This window comes from Streptomyces tauricus (genome assembly GCF_014650955.1).
In the GTDB taxonomy this organism is placed as follows: Bacteria; Actinomycetota; Actinomycetes; order Streptomycetales; family Streptomycetaceae; genus Streptomyces; species Streptomyces tauricus.
Genome location: NZ_BMVY01000009.1, coordinates 192,890 through 211,368, shown reverse-complemented (window position 1 = coordinate 211,368; position 18,479 = coordinate 192,890). Strand labels below are relative to the sequence as shown.

Here is an 18,479-nt window from a genome sequence, read left to right as displayed (position 1 = left end):
GACCGACGGCCGCTCGGTGATCCCCCGGGGCCGCTCAGTGGTCGCTCAGCCGCCCGCTCAGCCACTGGAGCGTCGCCGGGATCTCGCGCCGCCAGGTGTTGAAGTTGTGGCCGCCGCTGTCGAGGATGATCGACGAGATCCGGGTCGGCTTCCTCGCCCCGACCAGGTCGATGAACCGCAGCGTCTCCCGGTAGTTGCTCTCGCCCTGTCTGCTGCTGCTGACGAGCAGCGAGGTGTCGGGCGCGGGCCGGTGCTTGAGGAACCACATCAGGTCGGCGTTGTCGCGCAACTCCTCGTCCCCGTGGAAGAGATCGCCCGTCGTGGGGTCGGACGGCGGCCGGTAGTACGGGGACAGGCCCGCCCCGGCGGCGTACGTCCCCGGGTGGTGGATCGCGAGCTTCAGCGCGCAGTAGCCGCCCGTCGAGTCGCCGACGATGCCCCAGCCGCCGGGTTCTCCGCCCACCCTGTAGTGATGTGACACGGCGTCGGGGAGGTCCTGGGCGAAGAACGTCTCGGTCCGCGGTCCGCCGGGCACGTCCACGCACTCGGTGTCGCGCGGCGGTGCGACGGTCGGCCGCATCATGACCAGGATCATCGGCTGCATCCGGCCCTCCTCGGCCAGCGCGTGGGCGGTCTGCGGATAGTGCAGGCCCTTGATGAGCGCCTCCGCGGTGCCCGGATAGCCGGTGAGCACGACAGCGGCCGGGAACGTACGGGTCCGGTACTGCGGCTGGAAGTACTCCGGCGGCAGATAGACGTACGCGGGACTGGCGATGTGCGTCCGCCTGCCGACCAGTTCGACTTTCTGGATCTGACCGCCGACCTGGGGACGCGCCCCGCCGGACACGTTGACGTGCCGGGTGTCGACCACCTGGAGCGGCCCGGCCGCGTCCCCGGGGTCGTGGTCGACCACCACGCCCTGTCCGGACTCCCGGCCGAGGAGGTCGGCCCAGCTCGCGTAGAACCCGAAGGCCTGGTTGGCGCCAAGGCCGACCGCTGTGAAGACCGTGAGCTGAGTGGCCGTCAGCAGGGCGATCCGCCCTGCCACGGCACGCCAGTCGCGGCGTGCGAGCAGCGGCCAGCACCACACCGTGCCGACGAACAGCAGCACCGCGAGGAGGAGCACCAGTGCCAGCACCTTCTTGCTCGTGAGTCCCATGAGCTGTTCCTGCCTGCGCTTTCCGACGGGTGGCCGCACCGCTGCCTTCACGGCGCCTTGCCCCGGTCTTTCCTTTCCCTTTGGAGCGGTTTTCCGCAAGGGAGTGAACCTGGCTCCAAAAGACACCGTCCTAGAGGGCGCAATGTCGCCGGATGCCGGATTGGCACCGGATTCACGGTCTCTCGCAGAACCACGGGATGCGATGTCTGTCAGGATAGATGGGGAAAAGTCGGGCGAGGTTCCGGAACGAACGGACCGGCCGCGGGGCGCACTCGGCCGTCCGGGCGGCGCACCGCACGGCACGCGCCGCGTCTTCCACGGTCCGCGCCCCGAGGCCGTCCCCGCCTGGGTCGCCCGGGCCTGCACGCTCGTGGGCGTCCTGGACATCGCCGCGGGTGTCTTCCCGCGCTTCCGCCACAGCCGGATGCACACGCTCGCGGAGGTACTGCCGGGCGCGCTCGGCCCGTTCGCCGCCGCCCTGTCGCTCAGTACGGGTGTTCTGCTGCTGCTCCTGGCCCACGGGCTGCGCCGGCGCAAACGGCGGGCGTGGCGGGCCGCGGTGGGGCTGCTCCCGGCGGGCGCCCTCGCCCAGTTCACGTACCGGCACTCGCTCGTCGGCGTGGTCGTCTCGCTCGCGCTGCTGGCCCCGCTGCTGCGTCACCGGGACGAGTTCACCGCGCTGCCCGATCCGCGCAGCCGCTGGCGGGCGCTCGCCAACTTCGTCCTCATGGGCGCCGGTTCGCTCGTCCTCGGCCTGGTCATCGTCAGCGCCCACCCCCGCCGCCTGATCGGCGACCCGAGCCTCGCGGACCGTATCGCCCATGTGCTGTACGGCCTGTTCGGGCTGGAGGGGCCCCTCGACTACCAGGGCACCACGTCCTGGACGGTGGCCTTCTCCCTGGGCGCGCTCGGTCTACTGACCGCCGTGACCACGATCTATCTGGCCTTCCGTCCCGAACACCCGGCCGCGCGCCTCACCGAGGACGACGAGGCGCGTCTGCGCGCCCTCCTGGACAAGCACGGAGGGCGCGACTCGCTCGGCCACTTCGCGCTCCGCCGCGACAAGGCGGTCGTCTTCTCCCCCAGCGGCAAGGCGGCCGTGACCTACCGGGTCGTCTCCGGGGTGATGCTCGCCAGCGGCGACCCGATCGGCGACGTCGAGGCCTGGCCCGGCGCGATCGAACGCTTCATGGACGAGGCCACCGCCCACTCCTGGACGCCCGCCGTCATGGGCTGTTCCGAGACGGGCGGCGAGGTCTGGACCCGCGAGACCGGTCTCGACGCCCTCGAACTGGGCGACGAGGCGGTGGTGGAGGCCGCGGATTTCTCCCTGGCCGGGCGCGCGATGCGGAACGTGCGCCAGATGGTCAAGCGCATCGAGCGGGCCGGCTACGAGACCCGGGTACGGCGCATCCGTGACCTGGGCGAGGGCGAACTCGACCGGATCCGCGGGGCTGCGGAGGACTGGCGCGGCACGGACACCGAACGCGGGTTCTCCATGGCGCTCGGCCGCATCGGCGACCCGGCGGACGGCGACTGCCTCATCGCGACGGCGCACAAGGCGGACGGCGAGCCCGGCCCGTACGGCGACCTGAAGGCCGTACTCCACTTCGTCCCCTGGGGTGGGGACGGCGTCTCCTTGGACCTCATGCGCCGCGACCGCTCGGCCGACCCCGGCATGAACGAACTCCTCATCGTGGCGGCCCTCCAGGCGGCCCCCCGACTGGGCATCGCTCGCGTCTCGCTGAACTTCGCGATGTTCCGCGCGGCCCTGGCCCGCGGCGAGAAGATCGGCGCCGGCCCGGTCCTGCGGGTCTGGCGCGGTCTGCTGGTGTTCCTCTCCCGCTGGTTCCAGATCGAGTCGCTGTACAAGTTCAACGCGAAGTTCCGCCCCTCGTGGGAGCCCCGCTTCGTCGTCTACCGCACCTCCCGCGACCTCCCTCGCATCGGCCTCGCCGCCCTGCAGGCCGAGGGCTTCGTGAGCCTCGCCCTGCCGCGCGTCCTGCGCCGCCGCCCGAAGGCGCCCCGCCCGTGCGCCCACGCGCCGGTGGAACGCGCACGGCCGGCCTGAGCGCCATCACGCCCCCTTCCCACCACCCCCACCAGGAACGCCGGCCGCCTCGCGACGCCCACCCCCGTGCCGCGCGGCGGCCGGTCCGGGCCGGACACAGCGCAGACCGGCCATCCACCCCTTGGGCCTAGGCTGGACGGTATGAGCAAGATGAGTGGGCGAGGGCAAGTGTCAGGGCTCCCGGCGTGGGACCGCTGTGCGGTCATGGGCGTCGTGAACGTGACCCCCGACTCCTTCTCGGACGGCGGCCGGTTCTTCGACACGACCGCCGCCGTCAAGCACGGTCTCGACCTGGTCACGGAGGGTGCGGACCTGGTCGACGTGGGGGGCGAGTCCACCCGCCCCGGCGCCGCCCGCGTCGACGAGGCGGAGGAGCTGAAACGCGTCATACCGGTTGTCCGCGGCCTCGCCTCCGAGGGCGTCACGGTCTCCGTGGACACCATGCGGGCCTCCGTGGCCGAGCGCTCGCTCGCGGCGGGCGCCGTCCTCGTCAACGACGTCAGCGGCGGCCTCGCCGATCCGGCGATGATCCCCGCCGTCGCCGCCGCGGGCGCCCCCTTCGTGGTCATGCACTGGCGCGGCTTCCTCCAGGGCAGCACCGTACGGGGGTCGTACGAGGACGTCGTCTCCGAAGTGGTCGACGAGCTCCACGCACGCGTGGAGGCCGTTCTGGCGGGCGGTATCGCCCCGGACCGCATCGTCGTCGACCCGGGTCTCGGCTTCTCCAAGGAGGCCGAGCACGACCTCGTCCTCCTCGCCCACCTCGACCGCCTCCGGGAGATCGGCCACCCCCTGCTGGTGGCGGCGTCCCGCAAGCGGTTCCTCGGCCGTGTACTGGCGGGCCCTGAAGGTGCCCCGCCGCCCGCCCGGGAGCGGGACGCGGCCACCGCCGCGGTCTCCGCGCTCGCCGCCCACCAGGGCGCGTGGGCCGTCCGCGTCCACGAGGTACGGGCCACCGCCGACGCCGTCCGGGTCGCCCGGGCCGTGGAGGGCGCCCGCACCGCGGAGGGGGACCGGACCGCCCAGGGAGCCGCGACCGGCGAGGGAGCCCGGTGAGCGCCCCGCACACGGACGTCGAACAGGTCGAACTCGCCAACACGGCCTTCTACGAGACGCTGGAACAGGGCGACTTCGAGGAACTGTCCTCGCTCTGGCTGACGCCCTCCGACCTGGGCCAGGACGAGGAGTACCACGACCCCGCGCAGGCGGGCGAGATCTCCTGCGTCCACCCCGGCTGGCCGGTCCTCAACGGCCGCGGCGAGGTGCTGCGGTCGTACGCGCTGATCATGGCGAACACCGAGTACATCCAGTTCTTCCTGACCGACGTGCACGTCTCCGTCACCGGTGACACCGCGCTGGTGACCTGCACGGAGAACATCCTCAGCGGCGGCCCCCCGCCCGAGGACAGCGACGAACTGGGGCCGCTCGTGGGCCAGCTCGTCGTCGCCACGAACGTGTTCCGCCGCACCTCGGACGGCTGGAAGCTCTGGTCGCACCACGCCTCCCCCGTCCTGGCCGAAACCGACGACGACGAACCGGACGACCCGGCCCCCTGAGGCCCGCCGAGGCCCCGAGGCAGGCCCGGCGGCCGATCACCGCCGTAGTACGTTGGTGATCGCGACGCCGGCCCCGTGGCCCGGCCGACCGGCCGTGTCAGTACCCGCGGGTAGATTCGTTCCAGGTCGGCGCACCGCCCGCACACGGCAGGGCCGGCCCTCACCGACGACGATTGCAGGAGTGATTCGCGTGGATCGTGTCGCGCTGCGCGGCCTCAGGGCCCGTGGTCACCACGGCGTCTTCCCGAAGGAACGCGAAGAGGGCCAGACCTTCATCGTGGACCTCGTCCTGGGCCTGGACACCCGGCCCGCCGCGGCCGACGACGATCTCACGAAGACCGTGCACTACGGCATCGTGGCGGAGGAGGTCGTGGCCGTCGTCCAGGGCGACGCGGTGAACCTCATCGAGACCCTCGCCGAGCGGATCGCCGAGACCTGCCTCAAGCACGACGGGGTCCAGGAGGTCGAGGTGTGCGTCCACAAGCCGGACGCCCCGATCACGGTCCCCTTCGACGACGTGACCGTCACCATCATCCGGAGCCGTGCATGACAGCGTTCGCCGACGGCCAGAGCGACCCGACCGTCCAGCCGGTGCCGGCCTCCGTGGTGGAACGGGTGGACGCCGCCGACACGACCCTGCAGAACCCCGAGCGGGCCGTGATCTCCCTGGGCTCGAACCTCGGCAACCGCCTGGAGACCCTCCAGGGCGCCGTCGACGCCTTGGAGGACACCCCCGGCGTCCGCGTCAAGGCGGTCTCCCCGGTGTACGAGACCGAGCCGTGGGGCGTGGCGGCGGACAGCCAGCCGTCGTACTTCAACGCGGTGGTCGTCCTGAAGACGACTCTCCCGCCCTCCTCGCTCCTGGAGCGGGCCCACGCCGTGGAGGAGGCCTTCCACCGGGTGCGGGACGAGCGGTGGGGCCCCCGCACGATCGACGTCGACATCGTGGCGTACGCGGACCTGGTCTCCGACGATCCGACGCTGACACTCCCCCACCCGCGCGCCCACGAGCGCGCCTTCGTCCTCGCCCCCTGGAACGACGTGGAGCCCGAGGCCCAGCTGCCCGGCCGCGGCCCCGTGGCACAGCTGCTCGCCGCGGTCACCCGTGACGGTGTCGCGCCCCGGGCCGACCTGGAACTCCAGCTGCCCGAGTAGTCGTTAAGGTCAAGACGCACACGGACCGCCATGGGCCGGGACACGCAATCGTGAGAGGGACTGAGTGAAAGAGCTGCGCATCAGGACGCTGGCCGCGGTGTTCCTCGTCGCCGGGGTGCTGTCCTGGGCGGGTGCCCGTCTGTGGAACTCGGTGGGCACGCTGCCCCGGGTCCCCCTGGCCGCCCCCATCGTCCTGGCGCTGATCGCCGTGGTCCTGCTGGCCACGGCGCTCTCCCTGCGGGCCCGGCTGAAGGCCCAGCGCGAGCGGGTGGTCGGCGCCAAGGGGGTCGACCCGCTGATGGCCGCCCGCGCGGTCGTCTTCGGCCAGGCCAGCGCGCTGGTCGCGGCCCTCGTCGCCGGGATGTACGGCGGCACGGGCGCGTTCCTGCTGGAGTCGCTCGACATCCCCGCCCGCCGCGACCAGGCCATCTACGCCGGCTTCTCGGTCCTGGCGGGCCTCGCCGTCATAGCGGCAGCCTTCTTCCTGGAACGAGTCTGCAAACTCCCGGAAGACGACGACACAACAGGCAACACGGCCCCGGCCTAGCCCCCTCTCCGGGGCCGCGGAGAACGCCACAGCCTTCCGCCCTACAGGGGCGCGGAGAACGCCGCAGTCTTTTGGTCTTTGATCTTTAGGGGCGCGGGGAACGGCGCAATCTTTCCGCCCTTCATGGGCGCGGGGAACGGCAGCCCGCTACCGAGCCATGATGAGGCTCATCGCCTCATTACGCGTAGCCGCATCCCGCAACTGCCCACGCACCGCAGAAGTTATCGTCTTGGCCCCCGGCTTACGAATCCCCCGCATGGACATGCACATGTGCTCACACTCCACCACCACGATCACCCCCCGCGGCTCAAGAATCGCCATCAGCGAGTCGGCGACCTGCGTGGTCAGCCGCTCCTGCACCTGCGGCCGCCGGGCGTACACGTCCACGAGCCGCGCCAGCTTCGACAAGCCCGTGATCTTCCCGGACGTACTCGGGATGTAGCCCACGTGCGCCACCCCCCGGAACGGCACCAGATGGTGCTCACACGTGGAGAACACCTCGATGTCCTTCACGAGGACCATCTCGTCGTGACCGAGGTCGAACGTCGTCGTCAGGACGTCCTCGGCCCGCTGCCGCAGCCCCGCGAAGATCTCCTGGTACGCCCGGGCGACCCGCCCCGGCGTCTCCCGCAGCCCTTCCCGGTCCGGATCCTCGCCGACCGCGATCAGCAGTTCTCGTACGGCGTTCTCGGCGCGCTTCTCGTCGAAGTCGCCGATCACACCCTCGCCGTCCAGCCTCACGGGGTCGGTCATCTCGTGCCTCGTTCCTGTGCCTCTCACATGCGCGAACCGCGCGTACCGCCATCGGGCATACCAAGATGCCGCGCCCCCCAGGCTAGAACCTGAGGGGCGCGGCATTCATTCCGGGCCTGGTGAGGGCCCCGGGAGCCAGGGTGCTGTCAGCTCTCGGTGCGGTCCTCGGGAGCCGTCTCGGTCACCGGGTGGGCCTCGGCGGATGCGTTGGCCTTCGAGGTGATCGCGGGGCTCGAACCGTTCGTCCCGGTCGTCAGTGACAGCTCCCTGGGGGAGAGCACCGGCGGGCGGGTGGACGGGGTGCGGCGGGAGGAGCCGGTCCACGCGGGGCGGGCCGGACGCTTGACGAGGGGAGTGAAGATCTCGGCGATCTGCTCCTTGCTCAGCGTCTCCTTCTCCAGCAGCTGCAGCACCAGCGCGTCGAGCACGTCGCGGTTCTCGACCAGGATCTCCCAGGCCTCGTTGTGCGCGTTCTCGATGAGCTTCTTGACCTCTTCGTCGACGAGCGCGGCGACCTCTTCCGAGTAGTCGCGCGGGTGCGACATCTCCCGGCCCAGGAAGGGCTCGGTGTTGTCGCCGCCGAACTTGATGGCGCCGAGGCGCTCGGTCATGCCGTACTGCGTGACCATCGCGCGAGCCGTCGCCGTGGCCTTCTCGATGTCGTTCGCCGCGCCCGTGGTCGGGTCGTGGAAGACGAGCTCCTCGGCCGCGCGCCCGCCCAGCATGTAAGCCAGCTGGTCGAGCATCTCGTTGCGGGTCGTGGAGTACTTGTCCTCGTCCGGCAGGACCATCGTGTAGCCCAGAGCACGGCCTCGGGAGAGGATCGTGATCTTGTGAACCGGGTCGGAGTTCGGTGAGGCCGCCGCGACCAGGGCGTGTCCGCCCTCGTGGTACGCGGTGATCTTCTTCTCCTTGTCCGACATGATCCGGGTCCGCTTCTGCGGGCCCGCGACCACACGGTCGATCGCCTCGTCGAGCATGTGGTTGTCGATCAGCTTCAGATTGCTGCGCGCGGTGAGCAGCGCCGCTTCGTTCAGCACGTTCGACAGGTCCGCACCCGTGAAGCCCGGCGTGCGACGCGCGACGGCCGACAGGTCGACGTCCGGCGCGACCGGCTTGCCCTTCTGGTGAACCTTGAGGATCTCCAGACGACCCAGCATGTCCGGACGGTCGACCGCGATCTGGCGGTCGAAGCGGCCGGGGCGCAGGAGGGCCGGGTCGAGGATGTCGGGCCGGTTCGTCGCGGCGATGAGGATCACGCCGCCCTTGACGTCGAAGCCGTCCATCTCGACGAGCAGCTGGTTCAGCGTCTGCTCGCGCTCGTCGTGGCCGCCGCCGAGGCCGGCGCCGCGATGGCGGCCGACCGCGTCGATCTCGTCCACGAAGACGATCGCCGGGGCGTTCGCCTTGGCCTGCTCGAACAGGTCACGCACTCGGGAGGCACCGACACCGACGAACATCTCGACGAAGTCGGAACCGGAGATCGAGTAGAAGGGAACGCCCGCCTCGCCCGCGACGGCACGCGCGAGCAGCGTCTTGCCCGTACCGGGAGGCCCGTACAGGAGGACGCCCTTGGGGATCTTGGCGCCGACGGCCTGGAACTTCGCCGGCTCCTGGAGGAACTCCTTGATCTCGTGGAGTTCCTCGACCGCCTCGTCCGAGCCCGCCACGTCGGCGAACGTCGTCTTGGGGGTGTCCTTGGTGATGAGCTTCGCCTTGGACTTCCCGAAGTTCATGACCCGGGAGCCGCCGCCCTGCATCTGATTCATCAGGAACAGGAAGACGACGACGATGAGGACGAAGGGCAGCAGGGACAGCAGGATGCCGACGAAAGCGTTCTGCTTGGTCGGCGAGACCGTGTAGCCGTCCGGAATCTGCTTGTTCTGGTACTTGTCCTGGAGGATCGTGGCCAGGTTCACACCCTGGTCGCCGATGTAGCTCGCCTGGATCTTCGAGCTGCCCTCGATCTTTTCGCCGTCCTTGAGCTCGGCCTTTACGACCTGCTCGTCGCCGGTGGTGATCTTGGCTTGTTTGACCTTGTTGTCATTGATCGCCTGGACGACCTGGCCAGTGTCCACCGTCTTGTAGCCGCCGGACGAGCCGACGACCTGCATCAACACGACCACGGCAAGGACGGCCAGCACGATCCACATGACCGGCCCACGGAAGTATCGCTTCACGTCCATCCATACGGAGCGGTGCCGCCCCGTCCCTCCTGCCATAGTGAGTTTGATAAGACTGTTCTTCGGACGGTACCCCAGCATTGCCACCGGAAGCTGCACGGTCCGGCTGACAAGCCCCGTCTACGTATGCTCCAACGGCGCGGAACCCCCTGGGGTTCCCGGCCGTCCCACGGGGGCTTGACCCCCGTCAGGGTGAGTCACCCGTCCAGGGTGCCTCAGCCGCCGTAGACATGGGGCGCGAGCGTACCGACGAACGGGAGGTTCCGGTACTTCTCCGCGTAGTCGAGGCCGTACCCGATGACGAATTCGTTCGGGATGTCGAAGCCGACCCACTCCACGTCGATTGCGACCTTCGCGGCCTCCGGCTTGCGCAGCAGCGTGCACACCTTGAGGGACGCGGGCTCGCGGGAGCCGAGGTTGGAGATCAGCCAGGACAGCGTCAGGCCCGAGTCGATGATGTCCTCGACGATCAGGACGTGCTTGCCCTTGATGTCGGTGTCGAGGTCCTTGAGGATCCGCACCACTCCGGAGGACTGGGTGCCCGCGCCGTACGAGGAGACGGCCATCCAGTCCATGGTGACGGGGGTGGACAGGGCCCGGGCCAGGTCCGCCATGACCATCACGGCGCCCTTGAGGACACCGACGATCAACAGGTCCTTGCCCGCGTACTCCGCGTCGATCTTCGCGGCCAGCTCGACCAGCTTCGCGTCGATCTCTTCCTTGGTGATGAGCACCGACTGGAGGTCGGTGCCCAGGTCTTTCGCGTCCACCCGCATCACTTTCGGTCGTCCCACCGGCTGCTTCCCGGCCCTCAGCGAAGAGGGGCCGCTCCCCGAAGGGGTTGCCCTCCGGGGGAGTCGCCACCCGAAGGGCGACTCTTTTTCAGCCTTGCCGAATCACCAGTCTGCCACCCTGCCGCTGGGCGACGACCTTGCCCGGGAGGTTGATGGCTCCCTGGCCTCGCCAGCCGGTGATCAGCCGGTCGATCTCCTCGATGTGCCGGGCGAACAGCGAACCGGCGGGCGCCCCGGCCTCGATGGCGGCCCGGCGCAGGATGCGGCGGCGCACGGCGGGCGGCAGGGCGTACAGCTTGGCGCACTCCAGGAGGCCCGCCGCGTCGCGTACGGAGGCCTCGGCCCGGCCGGCCCACGCGTCGAGCGCGTCGGCGTCGTCACGGGACAGCTGGGCCGTACGGGCGAGTGCCTCGACGACGCCCTTGCCGAGCGCCTTCTCCAGGGCGGGCAGCCCCTCGTGGCGCAGCCGGGAGCGGGTGTACGCCGGATCGGCGTTGTGCGGGTCGTCCCAGACGGGCAGCGACTGGACCATGCAGGCCTTGCGGGCGGTCTGCCGGTCCAGGTGCAGGAAGGGACGGCGGTAGCGGCGGTCGGCGCCCGGCCCGCCGGAGACGGCGGCCATGCCGGACAGGGAGCGGGTCCCGGAGCCGCGCGCGAGACCGAGCAGGACGGTTTCGGCCTGGTCGTCGCGGGTGTGCCCGAGCAGGACCGCGGCGGCCTCGTGACGGTCGGCCGCGTCGTCCAGGGCGGCGTACCGCGCGTCGCGGGCGGCGGCCTCGGGGCCCCCGTCACGGCCGACGCTCACCGCGATGGACTCGGCGGGGGCCAGTCCCAGCTCGGTGAGCCGCAGGACGACCTCGTCGGCGCGCAGGTCGGAACCGGACTGCAGACCGTGGTCCACGGTGACGCCGCCGGCGCGGATGCCGAGCTTGGGTGCCTCGAAGGCGAGGGCCGAGGCGAGCGCCATGGAGTCGGCGCCGCCGGAGCACGCGACCAGCACGAGCGGCGCACGCGAGGGCGTGTCGGGGACGCGATCGGGGTCGAGCGAGGGGGCGTGATCGGTGAGGACGTCATGGAGTACGCGGCGGACCGCCAGGCGTATCGCCGCGACCGCAGGATGGGGACCCATGTCCGGTTCCCTTCATGAAATTGTCGGGGGGTGAGCCCGGGTTCGGTCACTCAGAGTGTGTCGATGGTGACAGAACCGGGCCGTTCCCCGAGCATTGCACGCCTACCCATGGCTCACGGTCCCTCGGACGGGTGATTGGAGGGGCGTTCACCTGCCGTCGGCCGAATTCAATTCACGACTCTGCCTTACGGTGCACCCGCGCGACCCAGTCCGCGGGTTTGGCGATCTCCGACTTGGTGGGAAGTGTGTTCGGCGAGGTCCACACGCGGTTGAAGCCGTCCATGCCCACCTCGCCCACGACCGCGCGGACGAAGCGCTCGCCGTCCCGGTACTGGCGCAGCTTCGCGTCCAGGCCCAGCAGCTTGCGCAGGGCGAGGTCGAGGCGGGAGGCGCCGCGGGCGCGCCGCTGCTGGAACTTCTCGCGGATCTCGGCGACGGACGGGACCACGGCGGGTCCGACGCCGTCCATCACGAAGTCCGCGTGGCCCTCCAGGAGTGACATCACCGCGGTGAGCCTGCCGAGGATCTCGCGCTGGGCGGGGGTCTGCACGATCTCGACGATGGAGCGGGCCTCGTCACCCTCCTCGCCCTCGGGACGGCTGCCCGTGAGGGACTGGGCGGCCTCGCGGACGCGTTCCAGGACGGTCATGGGGTCGACCTCGGTCTCCCCCAAGAACGACTGGATTTCACCCTCCAGGTGGTCGCGCAGCCAGGGCACGGCCGTGAACTGCGTGCGGTGGGTCTCCTCGTGGAGGCAGACCCAGAGCCTGAAGTCGTGGGGCTGGACGTCGAGTTCGCGCTCCACGTGCACGATGTTCGGGGCCACCAGGAGGAGCCTGCCGCCGCCGTTCTGCCCGGCGGGCAGTTCCCGGGTGGCCGGGGCGAACGTCTCGTACTGGCCCAGGACCCTGGAGGACAGGAAGGACAGCAGCATGCCCAGTTCGACGCCGGTGACCTTGCCGCCGACGGCGCCGAGGACGGCTCCGCCCGGGGTGTTGCCGCGACGTTCCTGCATCTTGTCGAGGAGCGGTTTGAGGATCTCCCGGAACCCGGCGACGTTCGCCCGGACCCAGCCCGGGCGGTCGACGACGAGTACGGGGGTGTCGTGGAGGTCGTCCCCGCCCATCCGCGTGAAGCCGCGGACGTGTTCCTCCGACGCCTTTGCATGCCGGCGCAGCTCGGCGACGACTGCCCTGGCCTCGTCTCGGCTCGCTTCTGGGCCCGGCCGTACGAGCCGGGTCGCGGTCGCCACCGCGAGATTCCAGTCGACCATCTCGGCACCACGGATGCTCGTCATGCTGCCAACCGTACGTGAGCGCTGGCGCTGGGGGCAGGGGTGGGCCGTGGGGGTGCGCCTCCTGGGACCGTGCGGGTCCCCTGTGGCCGCTTGCGCCGTTCCCCGCGCCCCCTTGTCGGAGGGGGCGGGTCGGCGGGCGGGTGCGGGTGCGGGTGCGTCGTGGCTGGGTGCGCCGTTCCCCGCGCCCCTGGTGGGGCGGGGCCGGGCGGCGGAGAGGGGTCAGTCGCAGCCGCAGGTTGCCAACGTCGAGGCCAGGGTGTCCAGGCCCTGCTGGGTGGTTGTCGCGTCCGTGGGTGGGTCGGACTCCGTCAGGAAGGCGAAGGCCAGGAGGCGGCCGTCACTGTCGACGACCGTGCCCGCGAGGGTGTGGACGCCGGTCAGGGTGCCGGTCTTGGCGCGTACGAGCCCGGTGCCGGGCTGACCCGCGTACCGCTTGCTGAGGGTGCCGGTGAACCCGGCGACGGGCAGGCCGGTGAGGACCGGGCGCAGCTCGGGGCGGTCCGGATCGGCCGCCTCGGCCAGCAGGGCCGTGAGCAGGTCCGCGGTGAGTTTGTCCGCGCGGTCCAGCCCGCTGCCGTCCGCGAACTTCGCCCCCTTGAGGGGCAGTCCGAGCTTCTTCAGCTGCTCGTGGGTCGCCGCGCCGCCGCCCTTGAAGCTCGCCGGTTCGCCCGCGGCGAGGGCGGTCTGGCGGGCGAGGGCCTCGGCGATGTCGTTGTCGCTGCTGGTCAGCATGCGTTCGACGAGCGCGGACAGCGGCGGTGACTTGACGGTGGCGAGGGTCTTGGCGCGGGCGGACGCCTTCGAGGTACCGGGGACCGTGGTCCTGATGCCCCGCTCGTGGAGGAGGTCCGCGAACTTCTCGGCCGCGTCGGCCGCCGGATCGTCACTGCGGTCCGCGGGCCCGCTGGAGGAGTCGTCGAGGCGGCCCTCGTCGGCCATCAGGGCGGTGACCGGGGCGAGGTTGGTGTTGTCGGCGCCGATGGGGTGCGCGGCGGTGCCCGCGTACAGCGAGGTGTCGTACGAGAGCGTCACCTCGCCGCCCTTGCCGCCGGCCTTGCGGGACTTGAGGGCGCGGGCCGTGTCGTCGGCGAGGTCGCGCAGGCTCGCGTTGCCGTCCGCGTCCTTGCGGGCGGTCAGCGTGGGATCGCCGCCGCCGACGAGGACGACTTCCTCGGTGCCGGGTTCCAGGACGGCCCGGGTCGCGATGCGGTGGTCCGCGCCGGCCGCGGTGAGCGCCGCCACGGCCGTCGCGATCTTCGTGGTGGAGGCCGGGGTCAGCGGATCGTCCGCGCCCTTGCCGTACAGGCGCTTGCCGGTGGCCATGTCGACGACGGCGCCCGCGCGGTCGGAGCCGAGCGCGGGATCGTCGAGCAGCGGTCCGAGGACGCCCCCCAGGGCCTTCTCCGTGGGGGACGGCGCGGAGCCCTTGAGGCCGCCGAGGCCGGTGAGCACGGACACGGCGCTCGGCGCGGGCGCCGGCTCCTTGCCGGACGAACCGGACACAGCACCGTGATCTGCGCCACCTGCGCGCTCCCGCGATGCGGCCCAGTCGCGCTCCGCCGTACGCTGACCGGTGGAGTCCCAGGGCCCGGCCGCGGTGACCACGGTGGCCGCCACGACGAGTCCGAGGGTGGCGGCGCCCGTCGTGAACTGCACGGTGGACGGCCGCTTGACCAGCGGTTTCACGACTCCAGTCGCCCGGGCGAGCGGTGGTTTCGCAGCTTCCGCCGCCCGTACGAGCGGTGGCTTCACGGCTTCCGCCGCCCGTACGAGTTGCGGTCCCACGGATCGCGCGACCCGCACCACATGCGGTCTCGCGGCCCGCCAAGCCCTCAGCTCTGGCACGACCACCAGCCCCTTTCGCGATCACACACCTGCGTGAGGGACACTTAACCACCAGAACTATGTGTTGATCATGGAGGAGCCACCGGTGGAGTTCGACGTCACGATCGAGATTCCGAAGGGTTCACGGAACAAGTACGAGGTGGACCACGAGACCGGTCGGATCCGTCTGGACCGTCGCCTCTTCACCTCGACCAGCTACCCGGCCGACTACGGCTTCGTCGAGAACACCCTCGGCGAGGACGGCGACCCGCTGGACGCGCTGGTCATCCTGGACGAGCCGACCTTCCCCGGTTGCCTCATCCAGTGCCGCACGATCGGCATGTTCCGTATGACGGACGAGGCCGGCGGCGACGACAAGCTGCTCTGCGTCCCCGCGCACGACCCGCGCGTGGAGCACCTGCGCGACATCCACCACGTGTCGGAGTTCGACCGTCTGGAGATCCAGCACTTCTTCGAGGTCTACAAGGACCTGGAGCCGGGCAAGTCCGTCGAGGGCGCCAACTGGGTCGGGCGCACGGACGCCGAGGCCGAGATCGAGCGTTCGTACAAGCGCGCCAAGGACGCGGGCGGTCACTGATCACCCTGTGTCCTGCGGGCCGCGTGACCCCGACCGGGTCGCGCGGCCCGTTTGTGTATCAGTGCGCATACTGGGGCGTACTGGACGTGCGAACCAGGAGTAGTGCGTGACGGAATCGGACGCCGAGGACCGCAAGCCGCAGTCGGACGAGGCACGCAGCGCCTTCGTGCCACCGAGCGGTGTGGTGACGCAGGCCCCGCCGGTCGAGGAGGAGTCCTCGACGACGTCCGAGTTCGCGCTGCCCAAGGGCTACGGCGTCGCGCAGCCGCCCGTCGCCGACCCCGAGGGGTCGGCGTTCAGCATGCCGAGGACGTACAGCTCCCGGGACGCGCCGCCCGCCTTCACCCCGCCGGCGGGCATACCGCGGGTCGACCTCATCAAGGACGCCCCCTGGCAGGACCGCATGCGCACGATGCTGCGCATGCCGGTCGCCGACCGGCCCGTGCCCGAGACCGTGCAGAAGACGGAGGACGAGGGTCCCGCCGTACCGCGCGTCCTCGACCTGACCCTGCGTGTCGGCGAGCTGCTGCTCGCGGGCGGCGAGGGTGCCGAGGACGTGGACGCGGCGATGTTCGCCGTCTGCCGCTCCTACGGCCTCGACCGCTGCGAGCCGAACGTCACCTTCACCCTGCTGTCCATCTCGTACCAGCCCTCGCTGGTCGACGACCCGGTGACCGCGTCGCGGACCGTGCGGCGCCGGGGCACCGACTACACGCGGCTGGCGGCCGTGTACCAACTCGTCGACGACATCAGCGACGACGAGATCGAGGTCTCCCTTGAGGAGGCCTACCGGCGGCTCGCGGAGATCCGCCGCAACCGGCACCCGTACAGCGGCTGGGTGCTGACCCTCGCCACCGGGCTGCTCGCGGGCGCGGCCTCCGTGCTCGTCGGTGGTGACCTCATCGTGTTCGTCGCGGCGGTCGTCGGCGCGATGCTGGGCGACCGGCTGGCGTGGCTGTGCGCCGGGCGCGGGCTGCCGGAGTTCTACCAGTTCACCGTGGCCGCGATGCCGGCCGCCGCGATCGGCGCCGCGCTCACGATCGCGCACGTCGACGTACGGGCGTCCGCGGTGATCACCGGTGGACTGTTCGCGTTGCTGCCAGGAAGGGCGCTGGTGGCGGGCGTCCAGGACGGCCTGACCGGCTACTACATCACCGCGTCGGCCCGGCTCCTGGAAGTCATGTACTTCTACGTGGGCATCGTCATCGGTGTCCTGGTGATCCTGTACTTCGGGGTGACGCTGGGCGCCCAGCTCAACCCGGACGCGGCCCTGCTGTCGACCAACCGGCCGCTGTGGCAGATCGGCGCGTCGATGCTGCTGACGCTCGCCTTCGCGGTACTGCTCCAGCAGGAACGTTCGACCGTGCTGGTCGTGACCCTCAACGGCGGGGTCGCGTGGAGCGTGTACGGCGCGATGCACTACGCGGGCGGGATCTCACCGGTCGCCTCTACGGCGGTGGCCGCCGGTCTGGTGGGGCTCTTCGGGCAGCTCATGTCGCGCTACCGGTTCGCTTCCGCGCTGCCGTACACGACCGCCGCGATCGGGCCGCTGCTGCCCGGCTCCGCCACGTACTTCGGGCTGCTCGCCATCGCCCAGAACGACGTCGACCAGGGCCTCGTACAGCTCAGCAAGGCCGCCGCGCTCGCGATGGCCATCGCGATCGGGATGAACCTGGGGTCCGAGATCTCGCGGCTGTTCCTGCGGTTGCCGGGAGCCGCGGCGGGGGCCCGGCGGGCGGCGAAGCGGACCCGAGGGTTCTGAGAGGGCGCCGTTCCCCGCGCCCCTGAAGGGCGCGGGGTGCCCTGTGCCGTCGTTCGGCCGGCCGCCGGCTGAAGGGCGCGGGGCGCCGAAATCAGCTGCGGGGGTAGTCCTGGCCGTACGGGTAGGGCTGCTGCTGGCCCTGCTGGTACTGCTGCTGGTCGTCGGGGTACTGCCACTGCTGCTGCCCGTAGTTCTGGTCCTGGCCGTACGGCTGCTGCTGGTAGTAGTCCTGCTGCTGGATCGGGTTGCCGTACTGGTCGTACTGCTGCTGGTGGCCCTGGTCCCCGTAGCCCTGGTCTCCGTAGCCCCGGTCCTGGCCGTACCCCTGGTCGTGCCGCTGGTCGTAGCCGTTCTGGTGGGGCTGCGGGATCTGGCGGAGCTGGGCCGTGCGGTCGTCCATGACGGGGCCCGTCCGCGGGGCGGGGGTGGCCTGGGACTCGGCCTGCGACCCGTTCGCCGTGTCCTTCTTGGACTTTCCGCGGGCGCGCAGGAACTCGATGATGATCGGGACCACCGAGATGAAGACGATCAGGAGCAGGATCGGCTCGATGTTCTTGCGGACGAACTCGATGCTGCCGAGCCAGGAACCGAGCAGGGTGACGCCCGCGCCCCAGAGGATGCCGCCGATCACGTTGAAGATCAGGAACGAGCGGTACTTCATGCCGCTGACACCGGCGATGATCGGCGTGAACGTGCGCACGATGGGCACGAACCGGGCCAGCACCAGCGACTTCGGGCCGTGCTTCTCGAAGAACTCGTGCGCCTTGGTGACGTTCTCCTGCTTGAAGAGGCGGGAGTCCGGCCGGGTGAAGAGCGACGGCCCCACCTTCTTGCCGAACATGTACCCCACCTGGTCACCGACGATGGCGGCGATGCAGATCAGGACGACCGCGCCCCACAGCGGGAAGTCCAGGGCGTCCGAGGTGATCAGCATGCCCGCCGTGAACAGCAGCGAGTCACCCGGCAGGAAGAAGCCGATGAGCAGGCCCGACTCGGCGAAGACGATGAGGAGCAGGCCCCAGATACCGAACGAGTCCAGCAGGTAGTCCGGATCCAACCAGCTCGGGCCAAGGGCAAGCGTCGTCACGATTCCGGGCTCCTGAGGGTGGTGGATGCGGCGGCGGGCGAAGGTGTGGCCGACCAAAGTTATCAACGCGCCACGATGGGACCAGGTTCCACCGGCTCCTACAGGATGCACTGTGCCCCGACTGGGACAAAGCTGTGGGCCATGGGTATCGAAGAATACGGCGGGGGCCAGGGCCCTCAGCCCGACGTACTGGTCGTGACGACGAACGACGTGCCCGGTTACCGGGTCGAGCAGGTCATCGGTGAGGTCTTCGGGCTGACGGTCCGCTCCAGACATCTGGGCAGCCAGATCGGCGCGGGGCTGAAGTCGATGATCGGGGGCGAGCTGAAGGGCCTCACCAAGACCTTGGTGGAGACCCGCAACCAGGCCATGGAACGGCTCGTCGAGCAGGCGCGGGCACGGGGCGCCAACGGCGTGCTGATGTTCCGCTTCGACGTGACGGACGCGCAGGACGTGGGCACGGAGGTGTGCGCGTACGGCACGGCCGTGGTGATGGTCAAGGAGTAGCGCGACGCTTCGGTAAGGGGCGTCGGCCATTGCCGACGCCCCTTACCGGGCCACTGT

At 70.6% G+C, this 18,479-nt stretch carries 17 protein-coding genes; 9 read left to right on the top strand and 8 right to left on the bottom strand.

The genetic code is table 11. The annotated features are described in order from the left end of the window. Positions 1-34: 34 nt before the first annotated feature. A complete protein-coding gene (locus IE278_RS17305; RefSeq protein ID WP_189773242.1) occupies positions 35-1,159 on the bottom strand; it encodes an alpha/beta hydrolase in 1,125 nt (374 codons plus the stop codon). Between the two features lie 202 nt (positions 1,160-1,361). Here IE278_RS17305 and IE278_RS17300 point away from each other — a divergent pair, with 202 nt between their 5' ends. From IE278_RS17300 to IE278_RS17275, 6 genes are all read left to right on the top strand, one after another. Beyond that, complete coding sequence (locus tag IE278_RS17300; protein WP_189773240.1) at positions 1,362-3,230, top strand: phosphatidylglycerol lysyltransferase domain-containing protein; 1,869 nt, start codon at positions 1,362-1,364, stop codon at positions 3,228-3,230. A gap of 141 nt (positions 3,231-3,371) precedes the next feature. Then, positions 3,372-4,286 carry a dihydropteroate synthase gene (folP, locus tag IE278_RS17295; protein WP_189773238.1) on the top strand — a complete coding sequence of 305 codons (915 nt, stop codon included), beginning with the start codon at positions 3,372-3,374 and terminating at the stop codon, positions 4,284-4,286. Continuing rightward, entirely contained in the window at positions 4,283-4,786 is a 504-nt protein-coding gene (locus tag IE278_RS17290) for a nuclear transport factor 2 family protein (RefSeq protein ID WP_189773236.1), read from the top strand. Before folP ends, IE278_RS17290 begins: the two co-directional genes overlap by 4 nt. Positions 4,787-4,976: 190 nt before the next feature. Further along, complete coding sequence (gene folB, locus IE278_RS17285; protein WP_189773234.1) at positions 4,977-5,336, top strand: dihydroneopterin aldolase; 360 nt, start codon at positions 4,977-4,979, stop codon at positions 5,334-5,336. Then, a complete protein-coding gene (gene folK, locus IE278_RS17280; protein WP_189773232.1) occupies positions 5,333-5,941 on the top strand; it encodes a 2-amino-4-hydroxy-6-hydroxymethyldihydropteridine diphosphokinase in 609 nt (202 codons plus the stop codon). Before folB ends, folK begins: the two co-directional genes overlap by 4 nt. 64 nt (positions 5,942-6,005) lie before the next feature. Next, positions 6,006-6,488 carry a DUF3180 domain-containing protein gene (locus IE278_RS17275; protein WP_189773230.1) on the top strand — a complete coding sequence of 161 codons (483 nt, stop codon included), beginning with the start codon at positions 6,006-6,008 and terminating at the stop codon, positions 6,486-6,488. Between the two features lie 147 nt (positions 6,489-6,635). Here IE278_RS17275 and folE read toward each other — a convergent pair whose 3' ends face one another. The 6 genes from folE to dacB form a co-directional block, all read right to left on the bottom strand. Next, positions 6,636-7,241, bottom strand: coding sequence for a GTP cyclohydrolase I FolE (gene folE / locus IE278_RS17270; protein ID WP_189773228.1), 606 nt, complete (start codon positions 7,239-7,241; stop codon positions 6,636-6,638). A 146-nt stretch (positions 7,242-7,387) separates the two neighbouring features. Next, positions 7,388-9,427: an ATP-dependent zinc metalloprotease FtsH gene (gene ftsH / locus IE278_RS17265; protein ID WP_189773347.1), complete on the bottom strand. Its 2,040-nt coding sequence runs from the start codon at positions 9,425-9,427 to the stop codon at positions 7,388-7,390. Between the two features lie 212 nt (positions 9,428-9,639). Continuing rightward, a complete protein-coding gene (gene hpt / locus IE278_RS17260; protein WP_189773346.1) occupies positions 9,640-10,200 on the bottom strand; it encodes a hypoxanthine phosphoribosyltransferase in 561 nt (186 codons plus the stop codon). Positions 10,201-10,306: 106 nt separating this feature from the next. Beyond that, the gene (tilS, locus tag IE278_RS17255; RefSeq protein ID WP_189773226.1) at positions 10,307-11,347 is read right to left on the bottom strand and encodes a tRNA lysidine(34) synthetase TilS; all 1,041 of its coding nucleotides are present in this window, start codon (positions 11,345-11,347) and stop codon (positions 10,307-10,309) included. A 172-nt stretch (positions 11,348-11,519) separates the two neighbouring features. After that, positions 11,520-12,644, bottom strand: coding sequence for an Rv3626c family coenzyme F420 biosynthesis-associated protein (locus tag IE278_RS17250; protein ID WP_189773224.1), 1,125 nt, complete (start codon positions 12,642-12,644; stop codon positions 11,520-11,522). Positions 12,645-12,863: 219 nt separating this feature from the next. After that, positions 12,864-14,495: a D-alanyl-D-alanine carboxypeptidase/D-alanyl-D-alanine endopeptidase gene (gene dacB / locus IE278_RS17245; protein ID WP_189773222.1), complete on the bottom strand. Its 1,632-nt coding sequence runs from the start codon at positions 14,493-14,495 to the stop codon at positions 12,864-12,866. A gap of 79 nt (positions 14,496-14,574) precedes the next feature. On the opposite strand from dacB, the gene IE278_RS17240 reads away from it, so the two are divergent. Together IE278_RS17240 and IE278_RS17235 are read left to right on the top strand one after the other, a co-directional pair. Further along, on the top strand, positions 14,575-15,066 hold the full coding sequence (locus IE278_RS17240) for an inorganic diphosphatase (RefSeq protein WP_107018199.1): 492 nt from the start codon (positions 14,575-14,577) through the stop codon (positions 15,064-15,066). Between the two features lie 166 nt (positions 15,067-15,232). Beyond that, positions 15,233-16,828 carry a threonine/serine exporter family protein gene (locus IE278_RS17235; protein ID WP_373312014.1) on the top strand — a complete coding sequence of 532 codons (1,596 nt, stop codon included), beginning with the start codon at positions 15,233-15,235 and terminating at the stop codon, positions 16,826-16,828. Positions 16,829-16,919: 91 nt separating this feature from the next. On the opposite strand, the gene IE278_RS17230 is transcribed toward IE278_RS17235, so the two are convergent. Continuing rightward, complete coding sequence (locus tag IE278_RS17230) at positions 16,920-17,915, bottom strand: DedA family protein (RefSeq protein WP_189773218.1); 996 nt, start codon at positions 17,913-17,915, stop codon at positions 16,920-16,922. 141 nt (positions 17,916-18,056) lie between these two features. On the opposite strand from IE278_RS17230, the gene IE278_RS17225 reads away from it, so the two are divergent. Next, positions 18,057-18,422 (top strand): YbjQ family protein, encoded by a 366-nt coding sequence (locus tag IE278_RS17225; RefSeq protein ID WP_189773216.1) that lies wholly within the window; start codon positions 18,057-18,059, stop codon positions 18,420-18,422. Positions 18,423-18,479: the final 57 nt, after the last annotated feature.

Coding starts and splice junctions, on each gene's coding strand:
- IE278_RS17305 (WP_189773242.1), bottom strand. CDS start 1,159: ATGGGACTCACGAGCAAGAAGGTGCTGGCACTGGTGCTCCTCCTCGCG.
- IE278_RS17300 (WP_189773240.1), top strand. CDS start 1,362: ATGTCTGTCAGGATAGATGGGGAAAAGTCGGGCGAGGTTCCGGAACGA.
- folP (WP_189773238.1), top strand. CDS start 3,372: ATGAGCAAGATGAGTGGGCGAGGGCAAGTGTCAGGGCTCCCGGCGTGG.
- folK (WP_189773232.1), top strand. CDS start 5,333: ATGACAGCGTTCGCCGACGGCCAGAGCGACCCGACCGTCCAGCCGGTG.
- folE (WP_189773228.1), bottom strand. CDS start 7,241: ATGACCGACCCCGTGAGGCTGGACGGCGAGGGTGTGATCGGCGACTTC.
- ftsH (WP_189773347.1), bottom strand. CDS start 9,427: ATGGACGTGAAGCGATACTTCCGTGGGCCGGTCATGTGGATCGTGCTG.
- hpt (WP_189773346.1), bottom strand. CDS start 10,200: ATGCGGGTGGACGCGAAAGACCTGGGCACCGACCTCCAGTCGGTGCTC.
- tilS (WP_189773226.1), bottom strand. CDS start 11,347: ATGGGTCCCCATCCTGCGGTCGCGGCGATACGCCTGGCGGTCCGCCGC.
- IE278_RS17250 (WP_189773224.1), bottom strand. CDS start 12,644: ATGACGAGCATCCGTGGTGCCGAGATGGTCGACTGGAATCTCGCGGTG.
- IE278_RS17225 (WP_189773216.1), top strand. CDS start 18,057: ATGGGTATCGAAGAATACGGCGGGGGCCAGGGCCCTCAGCCCGACGTA.